This window comes from Nocardioides sp. Z22_16 (genome assembly GCF_058134365.1).
The window spans coordinates 336964-361876 of record NZ_JBYTTI010000001.1 but is presented as its reverse complement, the minus strand read 5'-3'; the positions used below and the strand labels follow the sequence as shown (position 1 = coordinate 361876).

At 72.5% G+C, this 24913-nt stretch carries 19 protein-coding genes; 10 read left to right on the top strand and 9 right to left on the bottom strand.

Annotated elements, in window-relative coordinates:
• Positions 1–56: 56 nt before the first annotated feature.
• From AC3X7R_RS01710 to AC3X7R_RS01690, 5 genes are read right to left on the bottom strand one after another with little or no spacing between them, the layout of a single operon-like run.
• Complete coding sequence (locus tag AC3X7R_RS01710) at positions 57–1073, bottom strand: LacI family DNA-binding transcriptional regulator (RefSeq protein ID WP_489963817.1); 1017 nt, start codon at positions 1071–1073, stop codon at positions 57–59.
• 14 nt (positions 1074–1087) lie between these two features.
• Positions 1088–2581 carry a GH1 family beta-glucosidase gene (locus AC3X7R_RS01705; protein WP_489963816.1) on the bottom strand — a complete coding sequence of 498 codons (1494 nt, stop codon included), beginning with the start codon at positions 2579–2581 and terminating at the stop codon, positions 1088–1090.
• A complete protein-coding gene (locus AC3X7R_RS01700; RefSeq protein ID WP_489963815.1) occupies positions 2578–3396 on the bottom strand; it encodes a carbohydrate ABC transporter permease in 819 nt (272 codons plus the stop codon). The genes AC3X7R_RS01705 and AC3X7R_RS01700 overlap by 4 nt, the downstream gene beginning before the upstream one ends.
• Positions 3393–4502, bottom strand: coding sequence for a carbohydrate ABC transporter permease (locus tag AC3X7R_RS01695; RefSeq protein WP_489963814.1), 1110 nt, complete (start codon positions 4500–4502; stop codon positions 3393–3395). The genes AC3X7R_RS01700 and AC3X7R_RS01695 overlap by 4 nt, the downstream gene beginning before the upstream one ends.
• Positions 4503–4521: 19 nt before the next feature.
• Positions 4522–5805 carry an extracellular solute-binding protein gene (locus tag AC3X7R_RS01690; protein WP_489963813.1) on the bottom strand — a complete coding sequence of 428 codons (1284 nt, stop codon included), beginning with the start codon at positions 5803–5805 and terminating at the stop codon, positions 4522–4524.
• 284 nt (positions 5806–6089) lie between these two features.
• On the opposite strand from AC3X7R_RS01690, the gene AC3X7R_RS01685 reads away from it, so the two are divergent.
• The 6 genes from AC3X7R_RS01685 (at position 6090) to AC3X7R_RS01660 (ending at position 16079) form a co-directional block, all read left to right on the top strand.
• Positions 6090–7187 carry an ABC transporter ATP-binding protein gene (locus AC3X7R_RS01685; RefSeq protein ID WP_489963812.1) on the top strand — a complete coding sequence of 366 codons (1098 nt, stop codon included), beginning with the start codon at positions 6090–6092 and terminating at the stop codon, positions 7185–7187.
• Between the two features lie 179 nt (positions 7188–7366).
• Positions 7367–9082 carry a S8 family serine peptidase gene (locus AC3X7R_RS01680; RefSeq protein ID WP_489963811.1) on the top strand — a complete coding sequence of 572 codons (1716 nt, stop codon included), beginning with the start codon at positions 7367–7369 and terminating at the stop codon, positions 9080–9082.
• Positions 9083–9335: 253 nt separating this feature from the next.
• Positions 9336–11402, top strand: coding sequence for a GAF domain-containing sensor histidine kinase (locus AC3X7R_RS01675; RefSeq protein ID WP_489963810.1), 2067 nt, complete (start codon positions 9336–9338; stop codon positions 11400–11402).
• A gap of 160 nt (positions 11403–11562) precedes the next feature.
• The gene (locus tag AC3X7R_RS01670) at positions 11563–13764 is read left to right on the top strand and encodes a carbon starvation CstA family protein (protein WP_489963809.1); all 2202 of its coding nucleotides are present in this window, start codon (positions 11563–11565) and stop codon (positions 13762–13764) included.
• Positions 13761–13934 carry a YbdD/YjiX family protein gene (locus AC3X7R_RS01665; protein ID WP_489963808.1) on the top strand — a complete coding sequence of 58 codons (174 nt, stop codon included), beginning with the start codon at positions 13761–13763 and terminating at the stop codon, positions 13932–13934. The genes AC3X7R_RS01670 and AC3X7R_RS01665 overlap by 4 nt, the downstream gene beginning before the upstream one ends.
• Positions 13935–14018: 84 nt before the next feature.
• The gene (locus tag AC3X7R_RS01660) at positions 14019–16079 is read left to right on the top strand and encodes an MFS transporter (protein WP_489963807.1); all 2061 of its coding nucleotides are present in this window, start codon (positions 14019–14021) and stop codon (positions 16077–16079) included.
• Here AC3X7R_RS01660 and AC3X7R_RS01655 read toward each other — a convergent pair.
• From AC3X7R_RS01655 to typA, 3 genes are all read right to left on the bottom strand, one after another.
• A complete protein-coding gene (locus tag AC3X7R_RS01655) occupies positions 16027–16785 on the bottom strand; it encodes an SDR family NAD(P)-dependent oxidoreductase (RefSeq protein WP_489963806.1) in 759 nt (252 codons plus the stop codon). The two genes, AC3X7R_RS01660 and AC3X7R_RS01655, sit on opposite strands and share 53 nt — an antisense overlap.
• 102 nt (positions 16786–16887) lie before the next feature.
• A complete protein-coding gene (locus AC3X7R_RS01650; protein ID WP_489963805.1) occupies positions 16888–18054 on the bottom strand; it encodes an acyl-CoA dehydrogenase family protein in 1167 nt (388 codons plus the stop codon).
• Positions 18055–18162: 108 nt separating this feature from the next.
• Positions 18163–20058, bottom strand: a complete 1896-nt coding sequence (gene typA, locus AC3X7R_RS01645; RefSeq protein ID WP_489963804.1) for a translational GTPase TypA — start codon at positions 20056–20058, stop codon at positions 18163–18165.
• 198 nt (positions 20059–20256) lie between these two features.
• Between typA and AC3X7R_RS01640 the strand changes: the two genes are divergently transcribed.
• The 4 genes from AC3X7R_RS01640 (at position 20257) to AC3X7R_RS01625 (ending at position 23886) form a co-directional block, all read left to right on the top strand.
• Positions 20257–20769, top strand: a complete 513-nt coding sequence (locus tag AC3X7R_RS01640) for a ferritin (protein WP_489963803.1) — start codon at positions 20257–20259, stop codon at positions 20767–20769.
• A gap of 6 nt (positions 20770–20775) precedes the next feature.
• The gene (locus tag AC3X7R_RS01635) at positions 20776–21732 is read left to right on the top strand and encodes an MBL fold metallo-hydrolase (RefSeq protein ID WP_489963802.1); all 957 of its coding nucleotides are present in this window, start codon (positions 20776–20778) and stop codon (positions 21730–21732) included.
• Positions 21733–21826: 94 nt separating this feature from the next.
• Positions 21827–22453 carry a DUF4126 domain-containing protein gene (locus tag AC3X7R_RS01630; RefSeq protein WP_489963801.1) on the top strand — a complete coding sequence of 209 codons (627 nt, stop codon included), beginning with the start codon at positions 21827–21829 and terminating at the stop codon, positions 22451–22453.
• On the top strand, positions 22450–23886 hold the full coding sequence (locus AC3X7R_RS01625) for a protealysin inhibitor emfourin (protein WP_489963800.1): 1437 nt from the start codon (positions 22450–22452) through the stop codon (positions 23884–23886). The genes AC3X7R_RS01630 and AC3X7R_RS01625 overlap by 4 nt, the downstream gene beginning before the upstream one ends.
• Positions 23887–23919: 33 nt before the next feature.
• On the opposite strand, the gene AC3X7R_RS01620 is transcribed toward AC3X7R_RS01625, so the two are convergent.
• Positions 23920–24894 carry a helix-turn-helix transcriptional regulator gene (locus AC3X7R_RS01620; protein ID WP_489963799.1) on the bottom strand — a complete coding sequence of 325 codons (975 nt, stop codon included), beginning with the start codon at positions 24892–24894 and terminating at the stop codon, positions 23920–23922.
• Positions 24895–24913: the final 19 nt, after the last annotated feature.

Genomic DNA, 24913 nt, shown 5'->3' with positions numbered 1-24913 from the left:
ATCGTATGTCGGCTCCGGCCGGGGGCGCAGGCGAATCGACCGCCGCGCGGGGTGGGTCAGGCGCTCTGCCGGCGCACCAGCTGCGGGGGGATGATGACGCGCATCGGCCGCCCGCCGCCGCGGCCCTCGATCTGCTCCAGCAGCAGGCGGGTGGCCCGCTCCGCCATCTCCTCGACCGGCTGGCGCATGGTGGTCAGCGGGGGAGTCGTCCGCTCCGCGACCCCCAGGTCGTCGTAGCCGACCACGGCCACGTCGTCGGGCACCCGCCGGCCGGCCTGGGCCAGCACCCGCAGGGCGCCGGCGGCCATCAGGTCGGAGGCGACCACCAGGCCGTCGAGGTCCGGGTGGGTCTCCAGCAGCGTCGTGGCGGCGACCTCCCCGCTCTCCTGGGTGAAGTCGCCGTACTGGACGGCGTCGAGCGGCAGCCCGGCCGCCCCCATCGCCTGACGCCAGCCCTCCAGCCGGTCGGCCCCCGCCGTCATGTCGGCGGGGCCGGCGATCGTGGCGATGCGCCGGCACCCGCGCTCCACCAGCGCCTCGGTGGCCTGCCGCGCCCCGGCCACGTTGTCCACGTCGACGTAGGCGACGCGGTCGCCGGCCGTCCAGGGGCGGCCCCCGAAGACGCAGGGCAGGTCGGTGCCCGCGAGTTGCTCGGCCAGACCGTCGTCGCGGTGGTGGGAGACGACCAGGGCGCCGTCGACGTGCCGGTTGTTGAGGTAGCGCAGGGTGCGGGCGCTGGAGGCCCCCGGCCGGGCGAGCAGCAGCACCAGCTGCAGGTCGCGCTCGGTCAGCACCCGGGTGACCCCGCGCAGGGTGCCGGCGAAGAAGGGGTCGGAGAAGATCCGCTCGTCCGGCTCCGGCACGACCACGGCCACCGAGTCGGTGCGGCGGGTGACCAGGCTGCGGGCAGCCGGGTTGGGCACGTAGCCGAGGCTGCGGACGGCCGCGTCGACCGACGCCCGGGCGGCGGGGCTGACGCGCATACCGCCGTTGATCGCCCGGGAGGCGGTGGCCCTGGAGACGCCGGCGACGCGTGCCACCTCGTCGAGGGTCGGCGACCCGTTCCCGTTCACCCGCCTCACCGTAGTCACCCGTGCTCCTCCGGTGGTGGCAGGGTCGAGGTGCGTGCGAGCTCGGCGTACCAGTGGGCGCTCGACTTGGGGGTACGCCGCTGGTCGGTGTAGTCGACGTGGATCAGGCCGAACCGCTTGGCGTAGCCGAAGGCCCACTCGAAGTTGTCCATCAGCGACCAGTGGAAGAAGCCGCGCACGTCCACCCCCTCGCTGATCGCCCGGTGGGTGGCGCGCAGGTAGGCGTCGAGGAAGGCGATCCGGTCGGGGTCGTGGACCCGGCCGTGCTCGTCCGGGGAGTCGGCGTAGGCAGCCCCGGTCTCGGTCAGGTAGATCGGCGGCACGGCGTACTCCTCGTGGAGGCGCACCAGCAGCCGGTGCAGCCCGTCGGGGTGGACCTCCCACCCCATGTCGGTCACCGGCAGGTCGCGGCGCGGGAAGGTGACGTGCTCGGAGCCCACGAAGGGGGAGAGGGAGACCCGGTCGGGCTTGTCGGCGTCGCGGGCCATCACGTCGGTGTGCGGGTGCCCCGAGACGGCGTTGCCGTGGTAGAAGTTCACGCCCAGCACGTCGATCGGGGTCGCGATCAGCGCCAGGTCGCCGTCGCGGACGACGTCGGTCCAGGCCCGGTCCTGCCAGGCGAGGTGGGCGGTGTCGTCGAGCAGGTCGGCGGGGTAGGAGCCGCGGAGCACGGCGTCGAGGAAGAGCCGGTTGTGCAGGGAGTCGACCCGGCGGGCGGCGTCCACGTCGACCGGGTCGTCGGGGTCGTGGGGGTCGGCGACGGTGAAGTTGAGGCTGACCCCCACCTGGCCGCGCTCCCCGTGCACGCCGCGGCGGCGGAGCTCGTCGACGACCAGGCCGTGGCCGAGCAGCAGGTGGTGGGCGGCGACCAGCCCGGCGGCCCCCTCCTGGCGGCCGGGCGCGTGGTGCCCCGCGGCGTACCCGAGCAGGGCGGAGCAGAACGGCTCGTTGAGCGTCGTCCAGGTCGGCACCCGGTCGCCCAGCACGTCGTGGACCGACCCCGCGTAGTCGAGGAAGCGGTACGCGGTGTCGCGGTCGGTCCAGCCGCCCGCGTCCTCCAGAGCCTGCGGCAGGTCCCAGTGGTAGAGGGTCAACCACGGGGCGATGCCGTGGGCCAGCAGCCGGTCGACCAGCCGGTCGTAGAAGGCCAGGCCGGCGGGGTTGACCGCGCCGCCGTCGGGACGGACCCGCGGCCAGGCGACCGAGAACCGGTAGGAGGAGAGCCCCAGGTCGGCCATCAGCGCCACGTCGTCCGGCATCCGGTGGTAGTGGTCGCAGGCCTCGTCGCCGGTGTCCCCGCCCAGCACGGCGCCCGGCACTCGGGAGAAGGTGTCCCAGATGGACGGCGTCCGGCCGTCCTCGGCCACCGCCCCCTCGACCTGGTACGACGCGGTGGCGGCGCCCCAGGTGAAGGTCGCCGGGAACCGGGGGTGGTCCGCCGTCCGGTGGGGGTGGTCCTGCGGGACGGGGCGGGTGCGCTCGACGGTCATCCCTTGACTGCTCCTTGCATGATGCCGGACACCAGCTGGCGGCCGGTGAGGACGAAGAGGGCCAGCAGGGGCACGACCGAGAGCGTCGCACCGGCCAGCACCAGGCTGTAGTCGACGTAGTAGCCGCTCTGCAGCTGCTGGAGGGCGATCTGGACGGTGGGGTTGCTGGCGGGCAGCACGATCAACGGCCAGAAGAAGTCGGTCCAGGTGGCCATGAACGAGAAGAGCCAGAGGATCGCCGCGGCGGGGCGCGCGGCCGGGACCGCGACGTTCCAGAAGGTGCGGGCCATCGAGCACCCGTCCATCCGGGCCGCCTCGATCAGCTCGTCGGGGACGGCGTCGACCAGGTACTGGCGCATGAAGAAGACGCCGAAGGCGGTGACCATGCCCGGCACGATCAGCGCCCACATGGAGCCCACCCAGCCCAGCTCGGCCATCACGATGAAGAGCGGGATCACCCCGAGCTGGGTCGGCACGGCCAGCGTGGCCACCACGAAGACCATCAACGGGGTGCGGCCGCGGAAGGCGAGCTTGGCGAAGGCGAAGCCCGCCAGCGTGGAGAAGACCACCACCGACGTGGCCACGGTCGAGGAGACCAGCAGGCTGTTGCCCAGGGCCTTCCAGAAGGGCACCGCCTCGATCGCGCGCTGCGCGTTGTCGAGGAAGTGGCCGCCCGGCAGCAGCGGGGGCACCCGGCCGGCCAGGTCCTCCCGGTTGTGGGAGCCGACCAGGAACGACCAGTAGAGCGGCGCGCACGAGCCGAGCACGAAGGCGGTGAGCAGCCCGTAGACGAGGAAGCCGGGACGCCGGGTCATCGGCGTGCCTCCGCACGGAGGAGGGCCGCCCGGCCGCGTCGGCCGGCCCGGCCACCGGGGCGGCCCGCGAGCGAGCCGGCGCGCTGGCTGAGCCAGAGGTTGAGGACGGCGAAGACCACGATGATCAGGAAGAGCAGCCAGGCCACCGCGGAGGCCATGCCGAGGTCGCGGACCCGCCAGCCGAGCTCCCACAGGTACATGGTGAGCGTCTGGTACTGCCGGTCGGAGCCGCCGAGTCCCTGGGTGTCGAAGAGCCGGGGCTCGGCGAAGATCTGCAGGCCGCCGATGGTCGAGGTGATGATGACGAAGAGCAGGGTCGGCCGGATCATCGGCACGGTGATGGAGACGAACTGCCGCACCCGGCCGGCGCCGTCCAGCGAGGCGGACTCGTAGAGGTCGCGCGGCACCGCCTGCATGGCGGCCAGGAAGATCAGCGCGTTGTAGCCGGTCCAGCGCCAGTTGACCATCGACGCGATCGCCACGTGGCTGGCCAGGGTGTTGACGTGCCAGGCGACGGGCTCCACCCCGATCAGGTCGAGCGCGCCGTTGACCAGCCCGAAGCGGTCGCCGAAGACGTTGCCGAAGATGAGGGCCACCGCGGCGGGGGCGACCACGAAGGGGAGCAGCACGCTCATCCGCCACAGGGTCCGCCCCCGCAGCTGGGTGTCGAGGAGTCCCGCCAGCCCGAGGGCGAGGAGCACCTGCGGGACCGAGGAGAGCAGGAAGATGCTCAGGGTGTTGCGCAGCGCGTTCCAGAAGTAGCGGTCGGCGAGCACCCGTTCGTAGTTCTCCAGCCCGCTGAACTCGCCCTGCCCGCCGAGCAGGCTCCAGTGGTGGAGCGAGACGTAGGCGGTGTAGAGGAGCGGGAAGAGCCCGACGAGGGCGAAGAGGAGGAAGAAGGGCGAGATGTAGAGGTAGGGGGAGGACTTGGCCTCCCAGCGGCCGAGCCTGGAGCGCCAGGGGCCGGACCGCCGGCGGGGCGTGCCGGGGGCGGGTACGCCGTCCGGGCGTGCGGACTCAGGGGTGGAGCCCGCCGGGGAGGCCGGTGGTCCGGCCTCCCCGGCGGGACTGCCTGGCGCCTGCACGCGCCCGGGGTCGAGGGACATGGAGGGTGGCCGGTCCCGCTCAGCCGAGCCGCTCGACGTCGGCCAGGAACGACTCCCACGCCTCGTCCGGGGACTCCTTGCCCTCGTCGACACGCTGGATGGCCTGCTGGAAGGCGGTGTTGATGTCGGCGAACTTCGGGCCCTTGTACGGGATGAACTCGATCGCCTTGGCCCGCTCCACCAGGATCTCGCCGACGGGTGCGTCGTTGAAGAACTCACGGGTGCTCTCGGCCACCACCGGGTCCTCGAGCGCCTCCACCTGGCTGGGGAAGGTCGCCTTCGCGGTGTAGGCCTTGGCCTGCTGCTCGGGGGCGGTGAGCCACTTGGCCAGCGCGATGGCCTCCACCTGGTGCTCGCCCTGGGCGGGCACGGTCAGGTAGGAGCCGCCCCAGACCCCGGGGCCGCCGGGAAAGACCCCGGCCACGTCCCAGCCCTCGACGCCCTCGGCGTTGCCCTCGATCACGCCGAGCATCCAGCCGGGGCAGGCCATCGTGGCGAACGCGTCCTTCTGGAAGGAGGCGACCCAGTCCTCGCCCCACTGGACGAGCTTGGTGGAGAGGCCGTCCTGCGACATCGAGGTGACGGTGTCGAAGATCTGCTTCACCTCCGGGTTGTCCGCGGCGATGACGTTGTCGTCCTCGTCCTCGAACGTGTACTGGGTCTGGTTGACCATCGCCTGGGCGGTGGCGCCGGAGGCGTCGTACCAGGCGACGCCCGGGACCTTCTCGACGAAGTCGCGGCCGGTCTCGAAGTAGTCGTCCCAGGTGGTGAAGAGCGTGGCCACCTGCTCGCGCTCGGTGGGCAGCCCGGCCTTCTTGAAGAGGTCGGCGCGGTAGCAGACCGCCTGCGGGCCGATGTCGGTGCCGTAGCCGATGAGCTGGCCGTCGTCGGTGGTGGCCGCCTCGGCCTTCCAGTCCAGCCAGCGGCCCTCGACCTCGGGGTCGGAGAGGTCGACGAAGGCGTCGGGTTCCTGCATCAGGGCGGCCAGCCAGTCGACCTCGATCGCCTCGATGTCGGAGAGGCCGGAGCCGGCGGCGAGCTTGGTGTAGAGGTTGTCCTGGTGCTCGTTGGCGGTGCCGGCCTTCTTCTGCTCGACCACCACCTCGTCCTGCATCTCGTTGTACTCCTCGATCAGGCCCTCGTAGCCGAACTCGTTGAAGGTGGCCACCGTGAGCCGCACCTTCCCGTCATCCGACTCGCCCCCGTCGTCGTCGCCTCCGCAGGCGGCCGTCGTCGCGGCCAGCGCGAGCGCCACCAGGGCTCCCGCGGCGACCCGTGTCCTACGCCTCTTGTCTCCGTGCACCGTGGTCTCCTGACACTCCTGCTGACTCGCGGACCGCCTTGGTCCGACGTGGCTCGATCGAGGTGGACCTCCGGACGGAGGGTGTGGAAGCGCTTCCACATCGATCTTCGATTCACCATGACAGGGGTCACATCAGGTGTCAATACACGCCTTGACTGAGATCTTTGATCTGTGAGAGCGCTTCCACTAGACGGCGGAGAGTCGGCGTCGTACGGTGAGAAGCACCCGGGCGTCCGAGGCCGGGAGAGCTCGCCGGTGGCGTGCCCGACACGAGGGGAGACCCGATGGCCCAGGTCCGGTTCGACCAGGCGGAACGCCGCTACCCGGGCGCGGAGCATCCCGCGGTGCACGCCCTCGACCTCGAGATCGCCGACGGCGAGCTCATGGTCCTGGTGGGGCCGTCGGGCTGCGGCAAGTCGACCTCGCTGCGGATGCTCGCCGGCCTCGAGGAGTGCACCTCGGGCCACATCTCCATCGGCGACCGCGACGTCACCCACGACCTGCCGCGCGACCGCGACATCGCCATGGTCTTCCAGAACTACGCGCTCTACCCGCACATGAGCGTGGCCGACAACATGGGCTTCGCCCTCAAGGTCGCCCGGATGCCGAAGGACGAGCGGGTGCGCCGGGTCTCCGAGGCTGCCGCCATGCTCGACCTCGCCGACGTCCTCGACCGCAAGCCCAAGGCGCTCTCCGGCGGGCAGCGGCAGCGGGTGGCGATGGGCCGGGCGATCGTCCGCCAGCCCCAGGTCTTCTGCATGGACGAGCCGCTCTCCAACCTCGACGCCAAGCTGCGGGTCTCGACCCGCACCCAGATCGCGGCGCTGCAGCACCGGCTCGGCACCACCACCGTCTACGTCACCCACGACCAGGTGGAGGCGATGACGCTGGGCGACCGGGTGGCCGTCCTCATGGCCGGCACGCTCCAGCAGGTCGACACCCCGCTGGCCCTCTACGACCGCCCGGCCAACCTCTTCGTGGCCGGCTTCATCGGCTCGCCCGCGATGAACCTGCTGCCGGCTGAGGTGGGCGACGGTGTGGCCACCGTCGACGGGTGCCCGGTGGCGCTGCCCCGGGAGGTGGTCGCGCGGGCGGGCCGGGAGGTCATCCTCGGGGTGCGCCCCCACGCGTGGCGGGTCGTCAGCGCCGACGAGCCCTCGGTCCCGGCGACCGTCACGGTCGTGGAGGAGCTGGGCGCCGACGCCTTCGTCTACGCGCTGCGGGACGGCGACGCCGCGCACGCGGCCGTGGCGCCGACCCCGGTCGTCGTACGGATCGAGGGCCACCACCAGGCGGCCAAGGGCGACCGGATCGGGCTCGCGATCGACCCGGCCGCGGTCCACGTCTTCGACCCGGCGTCGGGCGAGCGCCTCTCCGCCTAGCGATGCACCTCTGGGCCCCAGGCCCTGTCCACATCCGGGCCCTCGGCGGCGGGGCTGTGGCCTACGTCACACTGCAGCCCGCGCACCTCCGGAGGCCATAGCCTCTGCTGACTGCTCCTTGATCTTGAGTCTGCAGCTAACGGGTGAGCTACGTGCGGAAGCACAATGGGGGGAACGTCATGAGGAACAACGACTTCTGCGGCAAGAGTCGGGGTCGGCGCCTGGCCGTCGGGCTGCTCCTGGCACCGCTGGCCGTCGCGACCGCCACGGCGGGGTCGCTGCACGGGTCAGCCGTGGCCGCGCCCCAGGACGCCCGGCCCGCCGCCGCGCTCTCCCTGACCGGCGGCACCTCGTTCCAGGACAGGAGCTGGGGCGACGACACCACCCGCGAGGACGAGAAGGCCTCGAAGGGCATGGGGCTCTGGCAGGCCAAGCACGACCTCGGGTCGATGTACACCGCGGCCAAGGAGTACGGCGCCCACAAGGTGTGGAAGTCGAAGGACGCCGCGAAGGTCAACGTGACGGGTCGCGGCGTCGACGTCGCCCTGATCGACACCGGCGTGGCCCCGGTCGCCGGGCTGAGCGACCCCGCGAAGGTGGTCAACGGTCCAGACCTCTCCTTCGAGAGCCAGGACGCCTCCACCCGGCACCTGGACGGCTACGGCCACGGCACCCACATGGCGGGCATCATCGCCGGGCGGGACGCCCAGGTCGTGGCCGGCAAGGAGGACAAGGACGAGCACTTCGTCGGCATCGCCCCCGACTCGCGGATCGTGAACGTCAAGGTGGCCACCGCGGACGGCGGCGCCGACGTCAGCCAGATCATCGCGGCCATCGACTGGGTCGTGCAGCACCGCAACGACGCCGGCCTGAACATCCGGGTGATCAACCTGTCCTACGGCACGCGCTCGACCCAGCCGTACACGGTGGACCCGCTGGCCTACGCCGTGGAGAACGCCTGGCGCAAGGGCATCGTGGTGGTCGTCTCCGCCGGCAACGACGGCGCGGACAACCAGCTCAACATGCCTGCGGCCAACCCCCGCGTGCTCGCCGTCGGGGCGGTGGACCACGTCGGCACCAAGTCCCTCAAGGACGACATCACCGGGGCCTTCACGAACTCCGGCACCCCTGACCGGCGCCCGGACCTGCTCGCGCCCGGCAAGTCGGTGGTCTCCCTGCGCACGCCCGGCTCCTACTCCGACCGGCTCCACCCCGAGGGCCGGGTCACCGGCGACAGTGCCCAGCGGTTCTTCCGCGGCAGTGGCACCTCGCAGGCCGCCGCCATGGTCAGCGGTGCCGCGGCGCTCCTGCTCCAGGCGCGGCCGGAGCTGACCCCCGACCAGGTCAAGTACCTGCTGCGCTCGACCGCGAATCCGCTCGCCGGCACCGACCCCGCTCAGGGGGCCGGCGTCCTCGACGTGCACGCCGCGCTCAAGGCGTCGACGCCGTCCGCCGCGGCCGCCGCCCAGCACTGGCCCGCCGCCACCGGGACGGGCACCCTCGAGGGTGCCCGAGGCGGCAGCCACGTCGTGGACCCCCTCGACGGCACCGTCCTCACCGGTGAGGTCGACGCCATGGGCAACCCCTGGGACGCCCGCTCGTGGCGCGAGGCGACCGCAGCCGGCACGGCGTGGTCGGCCGGCACCTGGAACGGCAGGACCTGGACGGGCTCGGACTGGTCCGGCACTTCCTGGGCCGCCCGGTCCTGGCGCGAGGCCACCTGGTCGGGCGACTCGTGGGCCGGCGGCGACTGGCTGGCACGCAGCTGGCGCGGGGACCTGTGGACCTCCGCCGGCTGGTCGACGATGAGCATCGAGGACCGCAGCTGGTCCCAGAACGGTTGGGGTGCCCGCTCGTGGCGCGGTGCCCTGTCGGGTTCCGGAGCGGCCTGGTAGGCCCCGGCGCCGGGTAGAGCCCGGCGCGCGCCTGCCCCATCCTCGTCCCGGCCCGGGGTACCCCCGGGCCGGGTCCTTCACGCCGACATGATCGTCGGACGGATTCCACCATTCTCCGGTGGGCGACCCCCCGTGCGACTTACCCTGCCTTCACGACACTTGCCGCGGCGCGGTCGTCTCGAAGGGATGGGAACGTGAAGTCCAGCTGGCTCACGCTGCCCACCGCGCTGCCCACGGCGCGGGGGCCGGCGCGATGACCACCGACGGCGAGGCGGTGACCGCCGGGGCGCCACCGGGGCGGCGCCAGGCGCTGCTGGTCTCGCTGCTCGCCACGGCGATGGCAGGGCTGGCCGTCCTGATCGCGGCACCGGGGGTGCTGGCGGAACCCTCGGCCGCGGTGCCGGGCCTCGAGTGGCTCGTCCTGCTCCCGCTGTTCGCGCTCGCCGAGGTCGTGGTCATCCACCTGCCCACCCAGCGCAACGCTCACGGCCACACGCTGCGGGAGATCCCGGCCGTGCTCGGCCTGACGTTCCTGGTGCCGCCGCAGTACGTCACGGTGTACGTCGTCGGCGCAGTCCTGGCGCTCGTGGTCGCCGCGCGCATGCGGGGCGTGAAGCTGGCGTTCAACGCGGCCATGTTCGCGCTCGAGGCGGCCCTCGGGGCGCTGGTCTACCACCTGATCCTGCAGGGCGGGGATCCTTTGTCGATGACCGGATGGCTCGCCGTCCTGGTGGCGGTGCTCGTCACCGACCTCATGTCCGCCGGCGCGGTGACCGCTGCCATCAGCCTCACCGAGAACGTCTTCGACGGAGAGGTCCTCCGGGAGGCACTGCGGTCGGGCTCCGTCGCGGCGTTCATCAACACCTGCGTCGCCCTCCTGGTCGCCACCCTCGTGCTGGTCCAGCCCTCGGCCCTTCCCCTCCTGGGCGTCGTCGTCGTCCTGCTCGTCCTGGGCTACCGGGTCTACATCTCGCTCGCCCGCGGCCACGCCCGCACGCACCTGCTCTACCGCTTCGTCGACCGCACCTCCTCGGCGATGTCGCCCGAGGAGATCATCGACCTCGTGGTCCGGGAGGCGGCCGACCTGATGCACGCCGAGCGTGCCTACCTGGTGGAGATCGTCAACGACCATCAGATGAGCTACTCCTCCTACGGTGACGGCTCGCTGCGCAACGAGTCCCTGGAGGTCCAGGACACCAGGCCGTGGTGGTGGGGCGCGCTCGCCTCGGGGATCGTCCGCTACGAGGCGCCCCGTGGCCACGGGCACCGCGAGGAGCCGGAGCCCGCGGGCACGCCGGGGCTGTTCTCCGCTCCCCGTGACGGTCTCGCCGCCCGGCTGCGGACCGGGGAGCCCACCCGCTACGTGCTCGTCGTGTGCGACAGGTCCTTCGAGAAGGAGACCTTCGGGACCGAGGACGTCCAGGTCTTCGAGGCGCTCGCCGCCCACGCCGGGGTCGCCGTCGAACGCGCCCGCAGCGTCAGCGACCTCGAGACCCTCGCCGAGGAGCTGAAGACGGCTCGCGACGCGGCCCTGTCGGCCTCGAACGCGAAGTCGATGTTCCTGGCCAACATGAGCCACGAGATCCGCACACCGCTCACCACCGTCCTCGCCGCCGGCGAGCTGTTGGAGGACACCCCGCTGGACCCGGTCCAGGGCAAGCTGCTCGACCGGATGCGTCTCTCCGGGGGACTGCTGCTCTCCCTGGTGGAGAACCTCCTCGACTTCTCCCGGATCGAGGCCGGGCACGCGTCGCTGCAGGAGACGGAGTTCGACCTGCCCACCATGGTCAAGGACATCGTCGACGCCAACCTGCCGCGCGCCCGTCACCGCGGCATCGCGCTCGACTGGGACGTGGACCCGCAGGTCCCCCGCACCGTCACGGGCGACCGGACCCGAGTCGTCCAAGTGCTCAACAACCTCGTGGACAACGCGCTGAAGTTCACCACGGACGGACGAGTGCACGTGCAGGTCAGCGCCGTGGTCGCCGACGGCGACCGCGCCGTGCAGATCGAGGTCTCCGACACCGGCATCGGGATCGACGCGAAGGACCACGCCTCGATCTTTGAGGCCTTCCGCCAGGTGGACGGCTCCGCCACCCGACACTACGCCGGGACCGGCCTGGGGCTGGCGATCTGCAAGCAGCTGACCGAGCTGATGGGCGGGACCATGACAGTCTCCGGAGGGCTCGGGGTGGGCAGCACCTTCACGTGCCGGCTGCCGGTGACCGCACCGGCGCGCGCCATGCGCCCGCCGGCCGTTCCTGCCGGGGACGAGCCGGTCTTCCGCGAGCCCCCGGCCTCACGCGCCCACCGGGCCTGAGCGCCGCCCCCCACGAACCCCACGAACGCCGCGACAACGCCCGCCACCCCCGCCCACGACCGCCCTGCGGCCTGATGCTTGTGATCCAGGTCACGGTGGAGTACGAATCAGGCAGTGGGCTCGCGGATCGGGGCGTGCCCCTTCTCGGAGGAGGACGCCCATGTCAGCAGGGACGACCCAGACGGCCACGCCGCAGCCCTCGCCGGGCCCGACCAGGCGCAGCGCCGTCTCGACCGCGGTCTGGGTCGTCGTCGCCCTCGTCGGCGCGACCTGCTGGACGGTCCTGGCGCTCTCCCGCGGGGAGGAGGTCTCGGCCCTGTGGATCCTCTTCGCCGCGCTCGCCTCCTACGCGATCGCCTACCGCTTCTACGCCCGCTTCATCGCCGACAAGGTGCTCGAGGTCGACGACACCCGGGCCACCCCCGCCGAACGGCTGGAGAACGGCCGGGACTTCGACGTCACCGACCGGCACGTCCTCTTCGGCCACCACTTCGCCGCCATCGCCGGCGCCGGTCCGCTGGTCGGCCCGGTGCTCGCGGCGCAGATGGGCTACCTGCCGGGCACGATCTGGATCATCGTCGGGGTCATCTTCGCCGGTGCCGTGCAGGACATGGTGGTCCTCTTCTTCTCGATGCGGCGCGACGGCAAGAGCCTGGGGCAGATGGTCCGCGAGGAGATCGGCCTGGTCGGCGGGATCGCCGCGCTGATCGCGGTCTTCGCGATCATGATCATCATCCTGGCCGTCCTCGCCCTGGTCGTGGTCAACGCGCTCGCCGAGTCGCCGTGGGGGGTCTTCTCCATCGGCCTGACCATCCCGATCGCCCTCTTCATGGGGTTCTACCTCCGTGTCCTGCGCCCCGGACGGGTCTCCGAGGTCACCGCGATCGGCGTGGCGCTGCTGCTCCTCGCGATCATCGGCGGGGGCTACGTCGAGCAGATGGGCCTGGAGTCGGTGCTGACGCTGTCGAAGGAGCAGCTGACGCTGGCGCTGGTGGTCTACGGGTTCGTCGCCTCGATCCTCCCGGTCTGGATGCTGCTGACCCCGCGCGACTACCTCTCCACCTTCATGAAGGTCGGAGTGATCGTGCTGCTGGCCGTCGGCCTGGTCCTCGCCGCCCCGACGCTGCAGCAGGAGGCGGTCACCGACTTCGCGATCGAGGGCACCGGACCGGTCTTCGCCGGCAAGCTCTTCCCGTTCGTCTTCATCACCATCGCGTGCGGGGCGCTCTCGGGCTTCCACGCGCTCATCGCGTCGGGCACCACGCCCAAGATGGTGGCCAAGGAGAGCCAGGTCCGGATGATCGGCTACGGCGGCATGCTGATGGAGTCGTTCGTCGCGATCAGCGCGCTGATCGCGGCCAGCGTCATCGACCCGGGCCTCTACTTCGCGATCAACTCGCCCGCCGGCGCCACCGGGGGAGACCCGGCCACGGCGGCGGAGTTCGTGGCCAACCTCGGCTTCACCATCAGCCCGGCCGACCTGCAGGCCGCCGCCGACTCCGTGGAGGAGGGGAGCCTCATCTCCCGCACCGGCGGCGCCCCGACGCTGGCGTTCGGGATGTCCTCGGTCTTCAGCGAGGCCTTCGGCGGCGGCCTCGCGGCCTTCTGGTACCACTTCGCGATCATGTTCGAGGCGCTCTTCATCCTCACCGCCGTCGACGCCGGCACCCGGGTGGGCCGCTTCATGCTGCAGGACACGGTCGGCAACTTCTGGCCCCGGTACGCCGACCTCGGCTGGAAGCCGGCCAGCTGGTCGGCGAGCGCGGTGGTGGTCGGGCTCTGGGGCTACATGCTCTACGTCGGGGTGACCGACCCGCTGGGCGGCATCAACCAGCTCTTCCCGCTCTTCGGCATCGCCAACCAGCTGCTGGCGGCGATCGCCCTGACCCTCTGCGTGACCCTGCTGATCAAGCACGGCAAGGCGAAGTGGTGCTGGGTGCCGGGCATCGGCCTGGTCTGGGACCTGGTGGTCACGATGACCGCCAGCTGGCAGAAGGTCTTCTCCGACGACCCCACCCTCGGCTACTTCAGCCAGCGCTCCCGCTATGCCGAGGCCCGGGACGCCGGGGAGGTGCTGGCACCGGCGGCCGACCAGGCGCAGATGGACCAGGTGGTCTTCAACTCCACCCTCAACGGCACCCTGCAGGCGCTCTTCGCGGTGCTGGTCCTGGTGGTGGTCGCCAACGCCCTGGTGATCTGCGTCAAGGGCGTCCGGGCCGGCGGCCTGCCCACCACCGAGGTGCCGAAGCAGCCGTCGCACCTCGTGGCCCCCTCCGACTTCTTCGCCACGGCCGAGGAGAAGGAGGCGGTGCGCCGCTGGGAGGAGCAGCGCCAGACCGCCGGGACGGGGGAGCGGCCATGAGGGTGCTGTCCCGGTTGCGCTGGTACGTCCGCCAGCTCACCGGGGAGGCGAAGTGGGACGACTACCTCGCCGAGTGTTCCGCGGCCGGCGCGACGCCGATGTCACGGCGGCAGTTCGAACGCCACCGCGACGACCAGCGCGAGCACGCGCCGGGGGCCCGCTGCTGCTAGCGGTCCGGGTGGGAGCGCGACCGGCGCGAGCCGGCCACGCCGTAAGGTGCCAGCCATGGCTGTCCTGACGAGGGCGGTGCTGCGTTGACCGCGACCGCCACCTCCGCTCCCCAGACCTCGCAGCGACCGCGGCGCTCCGGCACGATCGTGCTCGTGCTGGCGCTCTGCGGCACCGCGGTCTCGCTGATGCAGACCCTGGTCGTGCCGTTGCTGCCCGACTTCCCCCGGCTGCTCGGCACCACTGCCGACAACGCCTCCTGGCTGGTCACCGTCACCCTGCTCACCTCGGCGGTGGCGACGCCGATCCTCTCCCGCCTGGCCGACATGTACGGCAAACGCCGGATGATGATGGTCTCGCTGCTGGTGCTGCTGGCCGGGTCGCTGCTGGGAGCGGCGAGCGACTCTCTGACCGTGCTGATCGTGGCCCGGGCCCTGCAGGGCTTCGCGCCCGCGCTGATCCCCATCGGCATCTCCACCATGCGCGACGAGCTGCCGCCGGAGAAGATCGGCGGAGCGGTCGCGCTGATGAGCGCCACCCTGGGCATCGGGGGCGCGGTGGGCCTGCCGCTGTCCGGGGTGATGTACGAGACCTTCGGCTGGCAGTCGGTCTTCTACGGCAGCGTCGTGATGTCGGTGGTGATGCTCGCGCTGGTCTTCGCGGTGGTGCCTGAGTCGTCGGTGCAGGCACGCGGCAGCTTCGACTGGCTCGGCGCAATCTTGATGTCGGTGGCGCTGACCTCGCTGCTCCTGGGCATCTCCAAGGGCGGGCAGTGGGGCTGGACGTCGCAGTGGACGCTGTTCTGCTTCCTGCTCGCGGTGCTCGTCTTCGGGCTGTGGACGCCGTGGGAGCTGCGCACCGGCCAGCCCCTCGTCGACCTGCGCACCTCGGCGCGTCGTCCGGTGCTGCTGACCAACATCGCCTCCCTGCTCGCGGGGTTCGCGATGTTCGCCAACCTGCTGGTCGCCGTCCAGCAGCTGCAGCTGCCCGTCTCGAGCGGGGTCGGCTTCGGCCTGGGGGTGACCGAGGCGGGGCTGGCGATGCTGCCCGGCGGTGTCCTGATGATCCTGATGTCCCCGGTCTCGGCCGCCATCACCCGCACCTTCGGCGCCCGCACCACGCTGATCGCCGGACTCGTGGTGACCGGCCTGGGCTACGTCTCCCGGGTGCTCTTCGACGCCACCGTGATCCAGCTGCTGCTCGGCGTCACGATCGTCTCCGTCGGCATCGCGGTCTGCTTCGCGGCGATGCCGGTGCTGATCATGCAGGCCGTCCCGATCACCGAGACGGCCGCAGCCAACGGGCTCAACACGGTGGTCCGCTCGATCGGCACCTCGACCTCCTCGGCGTGCGTCGCGGCCGTGCTCGCCGCGGGCACGCTCGCCAGCGGCTTCCCCTCCGAGGCCGCCGTGCACGCGACCAGCTGGCTGGCCGCCTGCGCCGCCTTCCTCGGGGCGGGCGTCGGCTGGTTCATCCCGGTTCGCCTCACGCCCGTGCTCCCCACCGCCCGACCGGCCGGGGAGCCCGCCCGGGCCGACGCCGTACGCCGGGTGGACGCCGCGGCGGAGGTCGTGGTGCGGGGTCAGGTGCGCAGGCCCGACGGCTCGCCGGCGCGGCTGGCGGTGGTCTCGGTGCTCGAGCCGACCGGCCGCCAGGCCGACTGGGCGCGCGCCGACAACGCGGGACGCTGGTCGGTGGTGCTGCCGGGCGCGGGGGAGTACCTGGTCGTCTGCTCCGCCGAGGGCTGGGCCGCGAGGTCGCAGCTGCGTCAGCTCTCGCCGGACGTGGAGTCCGCGCTGAGGCTCGACGAGCGGCTCACCGTCGCGGGTGTGGTCTCCCGGGGCGGGTGGCCGATCGACAGCGCGCTCGTGGTGCTGACCGACAGCACCGGCGAGTCGGTGGGGGTCACCCGGACCGACGACGAGGGCCACTACCAGCTCGACCTGCCGCCCATCGGGCGCTACGTGCTGACCGCCCTGGACCCCGAGACCGGGTGGGCGGAGTCCCAGGACGTCGTGGTGAGCGTCCAGCGGCGGCGGTTCAACGTCGTCCTGCCCGAGAGCCCCGAGGGCGGCACCCCGTCCTCCCAGGAGGTCAGCGCGGGGCCATCCGCAGCGCGCCGTCCATCCGGACGACCTCGCCGTTGAGGTAGTCGTGCTCGACCATGGTCAGCGCGAGCTGGGCGTACTCGTCGGGGCGCCCCAGCCGCTGCGGGAACGGCACGCCGGCAGCGAGCCCGGCCCGGAACTCGTCGGCGACCGTCGCCAGCATCGGGGTCTCGATGATGCCCGGCGCGATGGTGAGCACCCGGATGCCGTGCTGCGCGAGGTCGCGCGCCGCGGGCAGCGTCAGGCCGACGACCCCGCCCTTGGAGGCGGCGTAGGCGGCCTGGCCGACCTGGCCGTCGTACGCCGCGATCGAGGCGGTGTTGATGACCACGCCGCGCTGGCCGTCCGCGAGCGGCTCGGTGGCCGCGATCTGCTCCGCGGCCAGCGTCATCACGTGGAAGGTGCCGACCAGGTTGACCTGGACGACCTTGGCGAAGAAGCCCAGGTCGTGGGGGCCCTTCCTGCCCAGGATCCGCATGGAGGGCCCGATGCCCGCGCAGTTGACCACGGTGCGCAGCGGGACGCCGGCGCCGGCCGCGGTCGCGACGCCGGCGGCGACCTGGTCGGGGTCGGTGACGTCGACCGCGACGTACTGCACGCCGTCGGGGGCGGTCGCGTCGTCGATCGCCGAGGGCAGGTCGAAGGCGAAGACCCTGGCGCCCTTGCCGGCCAGGGCGGTCGCGGTGGCCGCCCCGAGCCCGGAGGCCCCTCCGGTGACGATCGCGGCGGTGTCGTTGAGCTGCACGGTCGGTGACTCTCCTGCTGTGTGGGTGTGGGTGGGTGGGAGTGGGGTGCTCAGGGCAGGCGGTGCCCAGGGCACTGTGGGGGAGGGGCGGGCGGGGCCCGGTCAGGCGTGGGTGATCCGGCCCGCGTCGTCCTTGGCGAGCGAGCGCGAGATGACCATCCGCTGGATCTGGTTGGTGCCCTCGAAGATCTGCATCACCTTGGCCTCGCGCATGTAGCGCTCGACCGGGAAGTCGCGGGTGTAGCCGTAGCCGCCGAGGACCTGCACGGCGTCGGTGGTCACCTTCATGGCGTTGTCGGTGGCGACCATCTTGGCGATCGACGCCTCGCGGGAGAACGGCAGTCCGGCGTCCTTGCGGCGCGCGGCGTGGAGCACCGTGGCACGCGCCGACTGGACCGCGGCCTCCATGTCGGCCAGCACGAAGGCGAGCCCCTGGTGGTCGATGATCGGCTTGCCGAAGGTCTCCCGCTCCCGGGCGTAGGCGACCGCCTGGTCGAGTGCGCCCTGGGCGAGCCCGGTGGCGACCGCGGCGATGCCGAGACGACCGGAGTCGAGGCCCGCCAGCGCGATGCGCAGGCCCTCGCCCTCGGCGCCGAGGCGCCGCTCGACGGGCACCCGGACGTCGTCGAGGCGCATGGTGGCGGTGTGGGAGCCGGTCAGGCCCATCTTCCGCTCCGGGGCGTCCGCGCTCAGGCCGGGGGTGTCGGCGGGGATCAGGAAGCAGGAGATCCCATTCCGGTCGTCGCTGGTGCGCGCCATCACCTTGTAGAAGTCGGCCTGCCCGCCGTGGGTCGTCCACGCCTTGGCGCCGTTGAGCACGTACTCGTCGCCCTCGCGGCGGGCGGAGGTGCGCATCGCGGCCGGGTCGGAGCCGGCGTGGGCCTCGGAGAGGCAGTAGGCGCCGAGGAGGTCGCCGCCGAGCATCTCGGGCAGCCACTTCTGCTTCTGCTCCTCGGTGCCGAACTCGACCAGCCCGAAGCAGGAGAGGGCGTGCACGGAGACGCCGACCCCCACCGAGGACCAGACCGCGGCGATCTCCTCGAGCACCTGCAGGTAGACCTCGTAGGGCTGTCCGCCGCCGCCGTGCTCCTCGGCGTAGGGCAGGCCCAGGATGCCGACGCCGCCCAGGAGCCGGAAGATGTCGCGGGGGAAGGTCTCGGTCGCCTCGGCCTCGGCGCTGCGGGGTGCCAGCTCACGGGTGGCGAGGTCGCGGACCAGGGTGAGGAGCTCGGCGGCCTCCTCGGTCGGGAGGTGACGCGTGGCAGTCATGACCTCAGTATCCCCGGGGGTGATCGCCGGCCGCACCGGAGCACCCCCGCCCCGGTGTGCCGAGGGCCCGCCACGCGACAGCGTGACGGGCCCTCGTGACGAAGCAGATCAGCTCTTGTTGGCCTTGCGCGCCCGCGAGGCGGTCTTGGCGCGGACGTTGGCGTCCAGCTCGACCTTGCGGATGCGGACGGCGTCGGGGGTGACCTCGACGCACTCGTCCTCGCGGCAGAACTCCAGGCACTGCTCCAGCGAGAGCTTCCGCGGGGGGATCAGCTTCTCGAAGTTGTCGGAGGTGGCGGACCGGATGTTGGTCTGCTGCTTCTCCTTGGTGATGTTGACGTCCATGTCGTCGGCGCGGGAGTTCTCGCCGACGATCATGCCCTCGTAGACCTCGGTCGTCGGCTCGACGAACATCACGCCGCGCTCCTGGAGCGAGGTCATGGCGTACGCCGTCGCAGCGCCCTTGCGGTCGGCGACGAGCGAGCCGTTGTTGCGCGACCGGATCTCGCCGGCCCACGGCTCGTAGCCCTCGGAGATGTGGTGGGCGATGCCGGTGCCACGGGTCTCGGTGAGGAACTCGGTCCGGAAGCCGATCAGGCCACGCGCCGGGACGAGGAACTCCATCCGCACCCAGCCGGTGCCGTGGTTGGTCATCTGCTCCATCCGGCCCTTGCGGCTGGCGAGCAGCTCGGTGATGGTGCCGAGGTACTCCTCGGGCGCGTCGATGGTGAGGCGCTCGACCGGCTCGTGGACCTTGCCGTCGATCTCCTTGGTGACCACCTGCGGCTTGCCGACGGTCAGCTCGTAGCCCTCGCGCCGCATCTGCTCCACCAGGATGGCCAGCGCCAGCTCGCCGCGGCCCTGCACCTCCCAGGCGTCGGGACGCTCGGTGGGGAGCACGCGCAGCGAGACGTTGCCGACCAGCTCGGAGTCGAGGCGGTCCTTGACCAGGCGGGCGGTGACCTTGGAGCCCTTGACCCGGCCGACCAGCGGCGAGGTGTTGGTCCCGATGGTCATCGAGATCGCCGGCTCGTCGACGTGGATCAGCGGCAGCGCGACCGGGTTCTCCGGGTCGGCGAGGGTCTCGCCGATGGTGATCTCCGGGATGCCGGCGACGGCCACGATGTCGCCGGGGCCGGCGGACTCGCCGGGCTGGCGCTCGAGGCCCTCGGTGACCAGCAGCTCGGTGATCTTGACGTTCTTGACCGAGCCGTCGCGGCGCATCCAGGCCACGGTCTGGCCCTTCTTCAGGTTGCCCTGGCGGATGCGCAGCAGCGCCAGGCGACCGAGGAACGGCGAGGCGTCGAGGTTGGTGACGTGGGCCTGCAGCGGGGCGCCCTCGGTGTAGACCGGCGCCGGGATGGTCTCCAGGATCGTCTTGAAGAGCGGCTCGAGGCTGTCGCCCTCGGGGAGGGTGCCGTTCTCCGGGGCGGTCAGGGCGGCGATGCCGGCCTTGCCCGAGGCGTAGACGACCGGGAAGTCCAGGGCGTCCTGGCCGTGGGAGTCGTCGAGCAGGTCCATGAAGAGCTCGTAGGTCTCGTCGACCACCTCGGCGATGCGGGCGTCGCCACGGTCGGTCTTGTTGACCACCAGGATCACCGGCATCTCCGCGTTGAGCGCCTTGCGGAGCACGAAGCGGGTCTGCGGCAGCGGGCCCTCGGAGGCGTCGACCAGCAGCACGATGCCGTCGACCATCGAGAGACCGCGCTCGACCTCGCCACCGAAGTCGGCGTGGCCGGGGGTGTCGATGATGTTGATCGTCATCGGCTTGCCCTCGGCGGCGGGGCCGGCGTAGTGGATGGCGGTGTTCTTCGCGAGGATGGTGATGCCCTTCTCGCGCTCGAGGTCACCGGAGTCCATGACGCGCTCCGCCACGCCTTCGGCCTGGTGCTCGGTGAACGCGCCACCCTGACGGAGCATCGCGTCGACGAGGGTGGTCTTGCCGTGGTCGACGTGGGCGACGATGGCAACGTTGCGCAGGTCGTCCCTGCGGGTGGAAGACATGGAGGTACGGTGTCACTTTCGGATCGGGTCGTGGACCCGTTCGGGCCGTCCGCCAGTCTAAGGGCTGGTGAGCGCATCTCCCGACTCGGCGAATCGGTGGACGGGAGGGATTCAGCCGTCGCGTCGTCCGTCTCCTGGGTGGTGAGGCAAGACTTGCCTTCGGTGCGGCGCACGCCCCCGCGGCCTAGTCTTGCCGACATGAAGCTGACCCAGACCCTCGAAGACGCCTTCAACGACCAGATCACCCTCGAGTTCCACGCCTCCCTGGTCTACCGTCAGCTCGCCATCGCGCTCGAGCTGCAGGACCTCCCCGGGATGGCGGCCTGGCTGCGCCACCAGGCGGACGAGGAGATCGTCCACGCCAACAAGTTCATCGACCACGTCGCCGACCGCGACAACCACCCGCGGATCGGGGCGCTCCCCGCGCCGACCGTGACCTCCGGCACGGTCCTGGAGGTCTTCCAGGCCGCCTACGCCCACGAGCAGAAGGTCTCGGAGTCGATCCGCCAGCTCTACCGGCTCGCCGAGGCCGAGGGCGACCTCGACTCCCGCCCGCTCCTCAACTGGTTCCTGGAGGAGCAGATCGAGGAGGAGGCCACCGTCAGCGAGATCGTCGGCCGCGTCCAGCTGATCAACGAGGACGGCCCCGGCCTGCTCCGCCTCGACGAGGAGCTCGGCTCGCGCCAGGTCAGCACCACCGAGGCCCGGTAGCCCGGGATGCGGCTGCGGCCGGGCCGACCGGACGTCGGAGTCCACGACGATCTGCGCGGCCTGCCGCCGGCCGACCCCGCCGGTCCGGCGGCCGCCGGCCCGGCGGTCGCCGGCCCGGCGGTCACCTGGCTCGGGGTGAGCACCGTGCTGATCGACGACGGCGAGTCGGCCCTGCTCACCGACGGGTTCTTCTCCCGCCCCGGCCTGCTGCGCGCCGGCTTCCGCCGGCTCGAGCCGGACGCGGTGCGGATCGACCATGCGCTCGCCCGCGCCGGCATCGGTCGGCTCGACGCGGTGCTGCCGGTGCACACCCACTACGACCACGTGCTCGACTCCGCGACCGTCGCGTCGCGGACCGGCGCGGTGCTGGTCGGCGGCGAGTCGGCCGCCCACGTGGCTCGCGGCCACGGCCTCCCCGAGGAGCGGATCCGGGTGGTGGGTGCCGGTGAGCCGACGCGCCTCGGCACCTACGAGGTCACCCTCGTGGAGGGGGCGCACTGCCCCCCGGACCGTTTCCCGGGGAGGATCGAGGAGCCGGTGGCGCGGCGCGCCCGGACCACGGCGTACCGGTGCGGCGAGACCTGGTCGACGCTGGTGCACCACCTGCCCAGTGGTCGTCGCCTGATGATCCAGGGCTCCGCCGGCTGCGTGCCGGGCAACCTGGCCGGCCACCGCGCCGAGGTGGTCTACCTCGGGGTGGGCCAGCTGGGGCTGATGGACCACGCCTACATCGACCGGTACTGGGACGAGACCGTCGGACGGGTCGGCGGGCACGTGGTCGTGCTGGTCCACTGGGACGACTTCTTCCGTCCGCTGACCGCCCCCCTGCGCGCGCTGCCGTACGCCGGCGACGACCTCCACGTCTCCGTGGCCAGGCTGCGGCACCTCGCCGATCGGGACGGGGTCCGGCTCCGGCTGCCCGACCTGTGGGCGAGCAGCGACCCCTGGCGCCTCCCCGGCTGAGGAGCGTCCGCCGCGCCGGCGGTGGGCTGGCGGCTGTCGGCGGCTCGTGCCACGTTGGGTCTCCACGCGACGCGCACCGCTCGAGGAGGACCGCATGCTCGCTGCCCTGACCGGCGCCGGTCTGTCGGCCGCCGCGGGCCTCAACGCCTACATCCCGTTCCTGGTGGTGGCGGTGGTCGCCCGCTTCACCGACGTCCTGACCCTGCCCGCGGCCTACGCGTGGATCGAGTCCGGCTGGGCGATCGGCGTCTGCGCCGTCCTGCTGCTGGTCGAGGTGGTGCTGGACAAGATCCCGGTGGTCGACTCGGTCAACGACGCGATCCAGACCGTCGTCCGCCCCGCCACCGGCGGCCTGGTCTTCGCAGCCACCCAGGCCGCCGACGACCTGGAGCGGTCCACCGGGTGGCTGCAGGAGAACCCCTGGGTCGCGGTGCTCCTCGGCGGGGTGGTCTCCGCGGTGGTGCACGGCGGCAAGAGCGTGGCCAGGCCGGTGATCGACGCCGGCTCGCTCGGCACCGCGACCCCGGTCGTCTCCACGGTCGAGGACTCCTTCTCGGCGGGCCTCGCCCTCAGTGCCGTCTTCTGGCCGGTGCTGGCCCTCTTCCTCCTCGCGCTGCTGGCCGCGACGATGGTCGGGGCACTGGTCACGGTGGGCCGGTGGCGACGTCGCCGGCACGCGGGCGGACGGACGGGTGGGCAGGTCGGGGGAGGAGTGCGATGAACAGGTGCGGATTCGTGCCGCCCTACCTGCTGCGGGGGATCGCCCGCTCCTCGGCGCAGCGGGCGGCGGGGCTGAGCCAGGACACGCTCCGCGTCGACGAGTGGTTCCGTGACGCGCGGCGTACCGAGGGCGCGCGGACGGGGTTCTCGGTCCACACCACCGAGCTGGGCACCCGCGCCGCCGCTCCCGTGGTGGCGTGGACCGTGCACGACGCGGAGAACGGGACCCGGCTGCCGGGCCGGGCGGCTCGTCAGCCCGGGCAGGGTCCCACCGGGGACCCGGCGGTGGACGAGGCGGCCGAGGGCATCGCGGCGACGCTGCGCCTCTTCTCCGAGGCGTTCGGCCGTGACTCCTACGACGACCAGGGTGCCGGGGTCTCGCTCACCGTGCACTACCGCGAGGAGTACGAGAACGCCTTCTGGGACGGTCGCCAGCTGGTCTTCGGCGACGGGGACGGCGAGGTCTTCGACCGCTTCACCAAGCCGGTCGACGTGTTGGCCCACGAGTTCGGGCACGCGGTCATCGACGGCTCCTCCCGCCTGGTCTACGCCGACGAGAGCGGAGCCCTCAACGAGTCGGTCGCCGACGTGCTCGCCACGTGCCTGCTGCAGTGGCTGGCCGGGCAGGAGGCCGGCGACGGCACGTGGCTGATCGGCCAGGGTCTCTTCCTCCCCGGCGTCTCGGCCCGCGCGCTGCGGGACATGGCCGCGCCCGGCACGGCGTACGACGACCCGGTGCTCGGGCGGGACCCGCAGGTAGGCCACATGGACGACTTCGTGGTGACCGACGACGACAACGGGGGGGTCCACCTCAACTCGGGGATCCCCAACCGTGCCTTCCACCTGGCGGCGACCCGGCTGGGCGGCCGGATCTGGGAGCGAGCCGGCCTGGTCTGGTATGCCGCGCTGACCGGTGACCTGGTCGGCCCGCGCAGCGACTTCGAGGGCTTCGCCGCGGCCACCGTCGCGGCCGCCCCCGGGGTGCTGGACACCCGGGCCGCCGAGGTGGTGGCGCAGGCCTGGGCGGAGGTGGGCGTCGTCGTGGCCCCGGCGTCTCCGGAGGCGGCCGCCCCGGCGCCCCCGGAGCCAGCCGCCCCGGCGAAGGACGAGGTGGGGTCCGCGCCGGACGCGGTGCCGCCCGTCCCGGCGAGCGGTCACGTCTGCGTCCGCCGCTCCGGCGGCTTCACCGGGCGTGCCACCTCGTTCCAGCTCGACCTGGCGCAGGTGTCCGACGAGCTGCGCGCCGGAGAGCTCGCCGAGCTTCTCGCCTCGGTGCGGGGGGCCAGGGTCGAGGGAGGACGGGACGTCCCCGATGCCTTCGTCTACACCTTCGAGGTGCCCGGTCGGGAGCCGCTGCGGGTGCCGGAGCAGCAGCTGACGGGGGAGCTGCGCCGACTCGCCGACCTCGTGGTCGAGCTGGGGGGCGAGGGCTGACGGCTCACCGGCGACTCGTTGACGACTCGCCGGCTACTCGCCGGCGGAGGTCGGGGGCGCCACCGCCGCGGTGAGCCGGTCGGCGAGCTCGGCGACCGCGGCCCGCAGCTCGGGGCCCTCCTCCACCCGGAACCCCAGGGGCACCGCCGCCAGCCACTCCGCGGCATACATGGTCGGGTTCTGGGTGGAGCCGACGAGCACGCAGCCCTCCGGGTGCGGCTCGAGGCGGCCCATGTGGGGGCCGACGTGGCGTGCGACCTCCTCGGCCGGGGCCCCGAAGACGACCCGGGTCGGCAGCGCCCACCCGGACGCCAGGTGCTCGGCCAGCGAGGCGACGGGATCGAGCCCCTGCGGCGGGGTGAACGGCTCCTCGGTGGTGGTGACGGCGCGGATCCGGTCGACCCGGTAGGTGCGGACCGCCTCGGCCCGGTGGGAGTGGCACAGCAGGTACCACCGGCCGTGGCGCACCACGACCGCCCACGGGTCCACCAGCGCGTCCCCCGGCCCGGCTCCCGCGCCGCCGTGGACCAGTCGGACCCGCCGCTGCGCGACGACCGCCGACACCAGGTCGGAGGTGATCCTCGGGTCGGGCCGGCTCTCTCGGCCGTCCGGGGTGGCGGCGGCGTGCCGGCGCAGTGCCGCCGCCTCGGCCCCGAGCGCCTCCGGGAGGGCCCGGATCACCTTGCCGAGGGCGGCGCCCACCAGGTCGTCGGGGTCCGTGGCGGCGGGCTGCCCGTCCAGGACGGCCATCACCAGGCCGAGGGCCTCGGCCTGGCTGAAGCTCACCGGCGGCAGGCGGGTGCCCCGCCCCAGGCGGTACCCGCCGTAGGGACCGCGGGAGCCCGTGACCGGCACCCCGGCCTCGCGGAGGATGGCCACGTAGCGACGGGCCGCGCGCTCGGTGACCCCGAGCCGGTCGGCCAGCTCGGCGGCGGTCGTCCCCGGCCGGTGCTGGAGGACCTCGAGGGCGCGGAGGGCGCGGGCGGTCGGGCTGGGACGGTCGGTCACCCTCCGAACCCTAGGTTCC

What these genes read in the sequence shown, in the direction of transcription:
- AC3X7R_RS01700 (WP_489963815.1), bottom strand. Translation starts at nt 3,396, where the DNA reads ATGACCCGGCGTCCCGGCTTCCTCGTCTACGGGCTGCTCACCGCCTTC.
- AC3X7R_RS01630 (WP_489963801.1), top strand. Translation starts at nt 21,827, where the DNA reads ATGCTCGCTGCCCTGACCGGCGCCGGTCTGTCGGCCGCCGCGGGCCTC.
- AC3X7R_RS01635 (WP_489963802.1), top strand. Translation starts at nt 20,776, where the DNA reads ATGCGGCTGCGGCCGGGCCGACCGGACGTCGGAGTCCACGACGATCTG.
- AC3X7R_RS01685 (WP_489963812.1), top strand. Translation starts at nt 6,090, where the DNA reads ATGGCCCAGGTCCGGTTCGACCAGGCGGAACGCCGCTACCCGGGCGCG.
- AC3X7R_RS01675 (WP_489963810.1), top strand. Translation starts at nt 9,336, where the DNA reads ATGACCACCGACGGCGAGGCGGTGACCGCCGGGGCGCCACCGGGGCGG.
- AC3X7R_RS01705 (WP_489963816.1), bottom strand. Translation starts at nt 2,581, where the DNA reads ATGACCGTCGAGCGCACCCGCCCCGTCCCGCAGGACCACCCCCACCGG.
- AC3X7R_RS01625 (WP_489963800.1), top strand. Translation starts at nt 22,450, where the DNA reads ATGAACAGGTGCGGATTCGTGCCGCCCTACCTGCTGCGGGGGATCGCC.
- AC3X7R_RS01695 (WP_489963814.1), bottom strand. Translation starts at nt 4,502, where the DNA reads ATGTCCCTCGACCCCGGGCGCGTGCAGGCGCCAGGCAGTCCCGCCGGG.
- AC3X7R_RS01680 (WP_489963811.1), top strand. Translation starts at nt 7,367, where the DNA reads ATGAGGAACAACGACTTCTGCGGCAAGAGTCGGGGTCGGCGCCTGGCC.
- AC3X7R_RS01670 (WP_489963809.1), top strand. Translation starts at nt 11,563, where the DNA reads ATGTCAGCAGGGACGACCCAGACGGCCACGCCGCAGCCCTCGCCGGGC.
- typA (WP_489963804.1), bottom strand. Translation starts at nt 20,058, where the DNA reads ATGTCTTCCACCCGCAGGGACGACCTGCGCAACGTTGCCATCGTCGCC.
- AC3X7R_RS01640 (WP_489963803.1), top strand. Translation starts at nt 20,257, where the DNA reads ATGAAGCTGACCCAGACCCTCGAAGACGCCTTCAACGACCAGATCACC.
- AC3X7R_RS01665 (WP_489963808.1), top strand. Translation starts at nt 13,761, where the DNA reads ATGAGGGTGCTGTCCCGGTTGCGCTGGTACGTCCGCCAGCTCACCGGG.
- AC3X7R_RS01650 (WP_489963805.1), bottom strand. Translation starts at nt 18,054, where the DNA reads ATGACTGCCACGCGTCACCTCCCGACCGAGGAGGCCGCCGAGCTCCTC.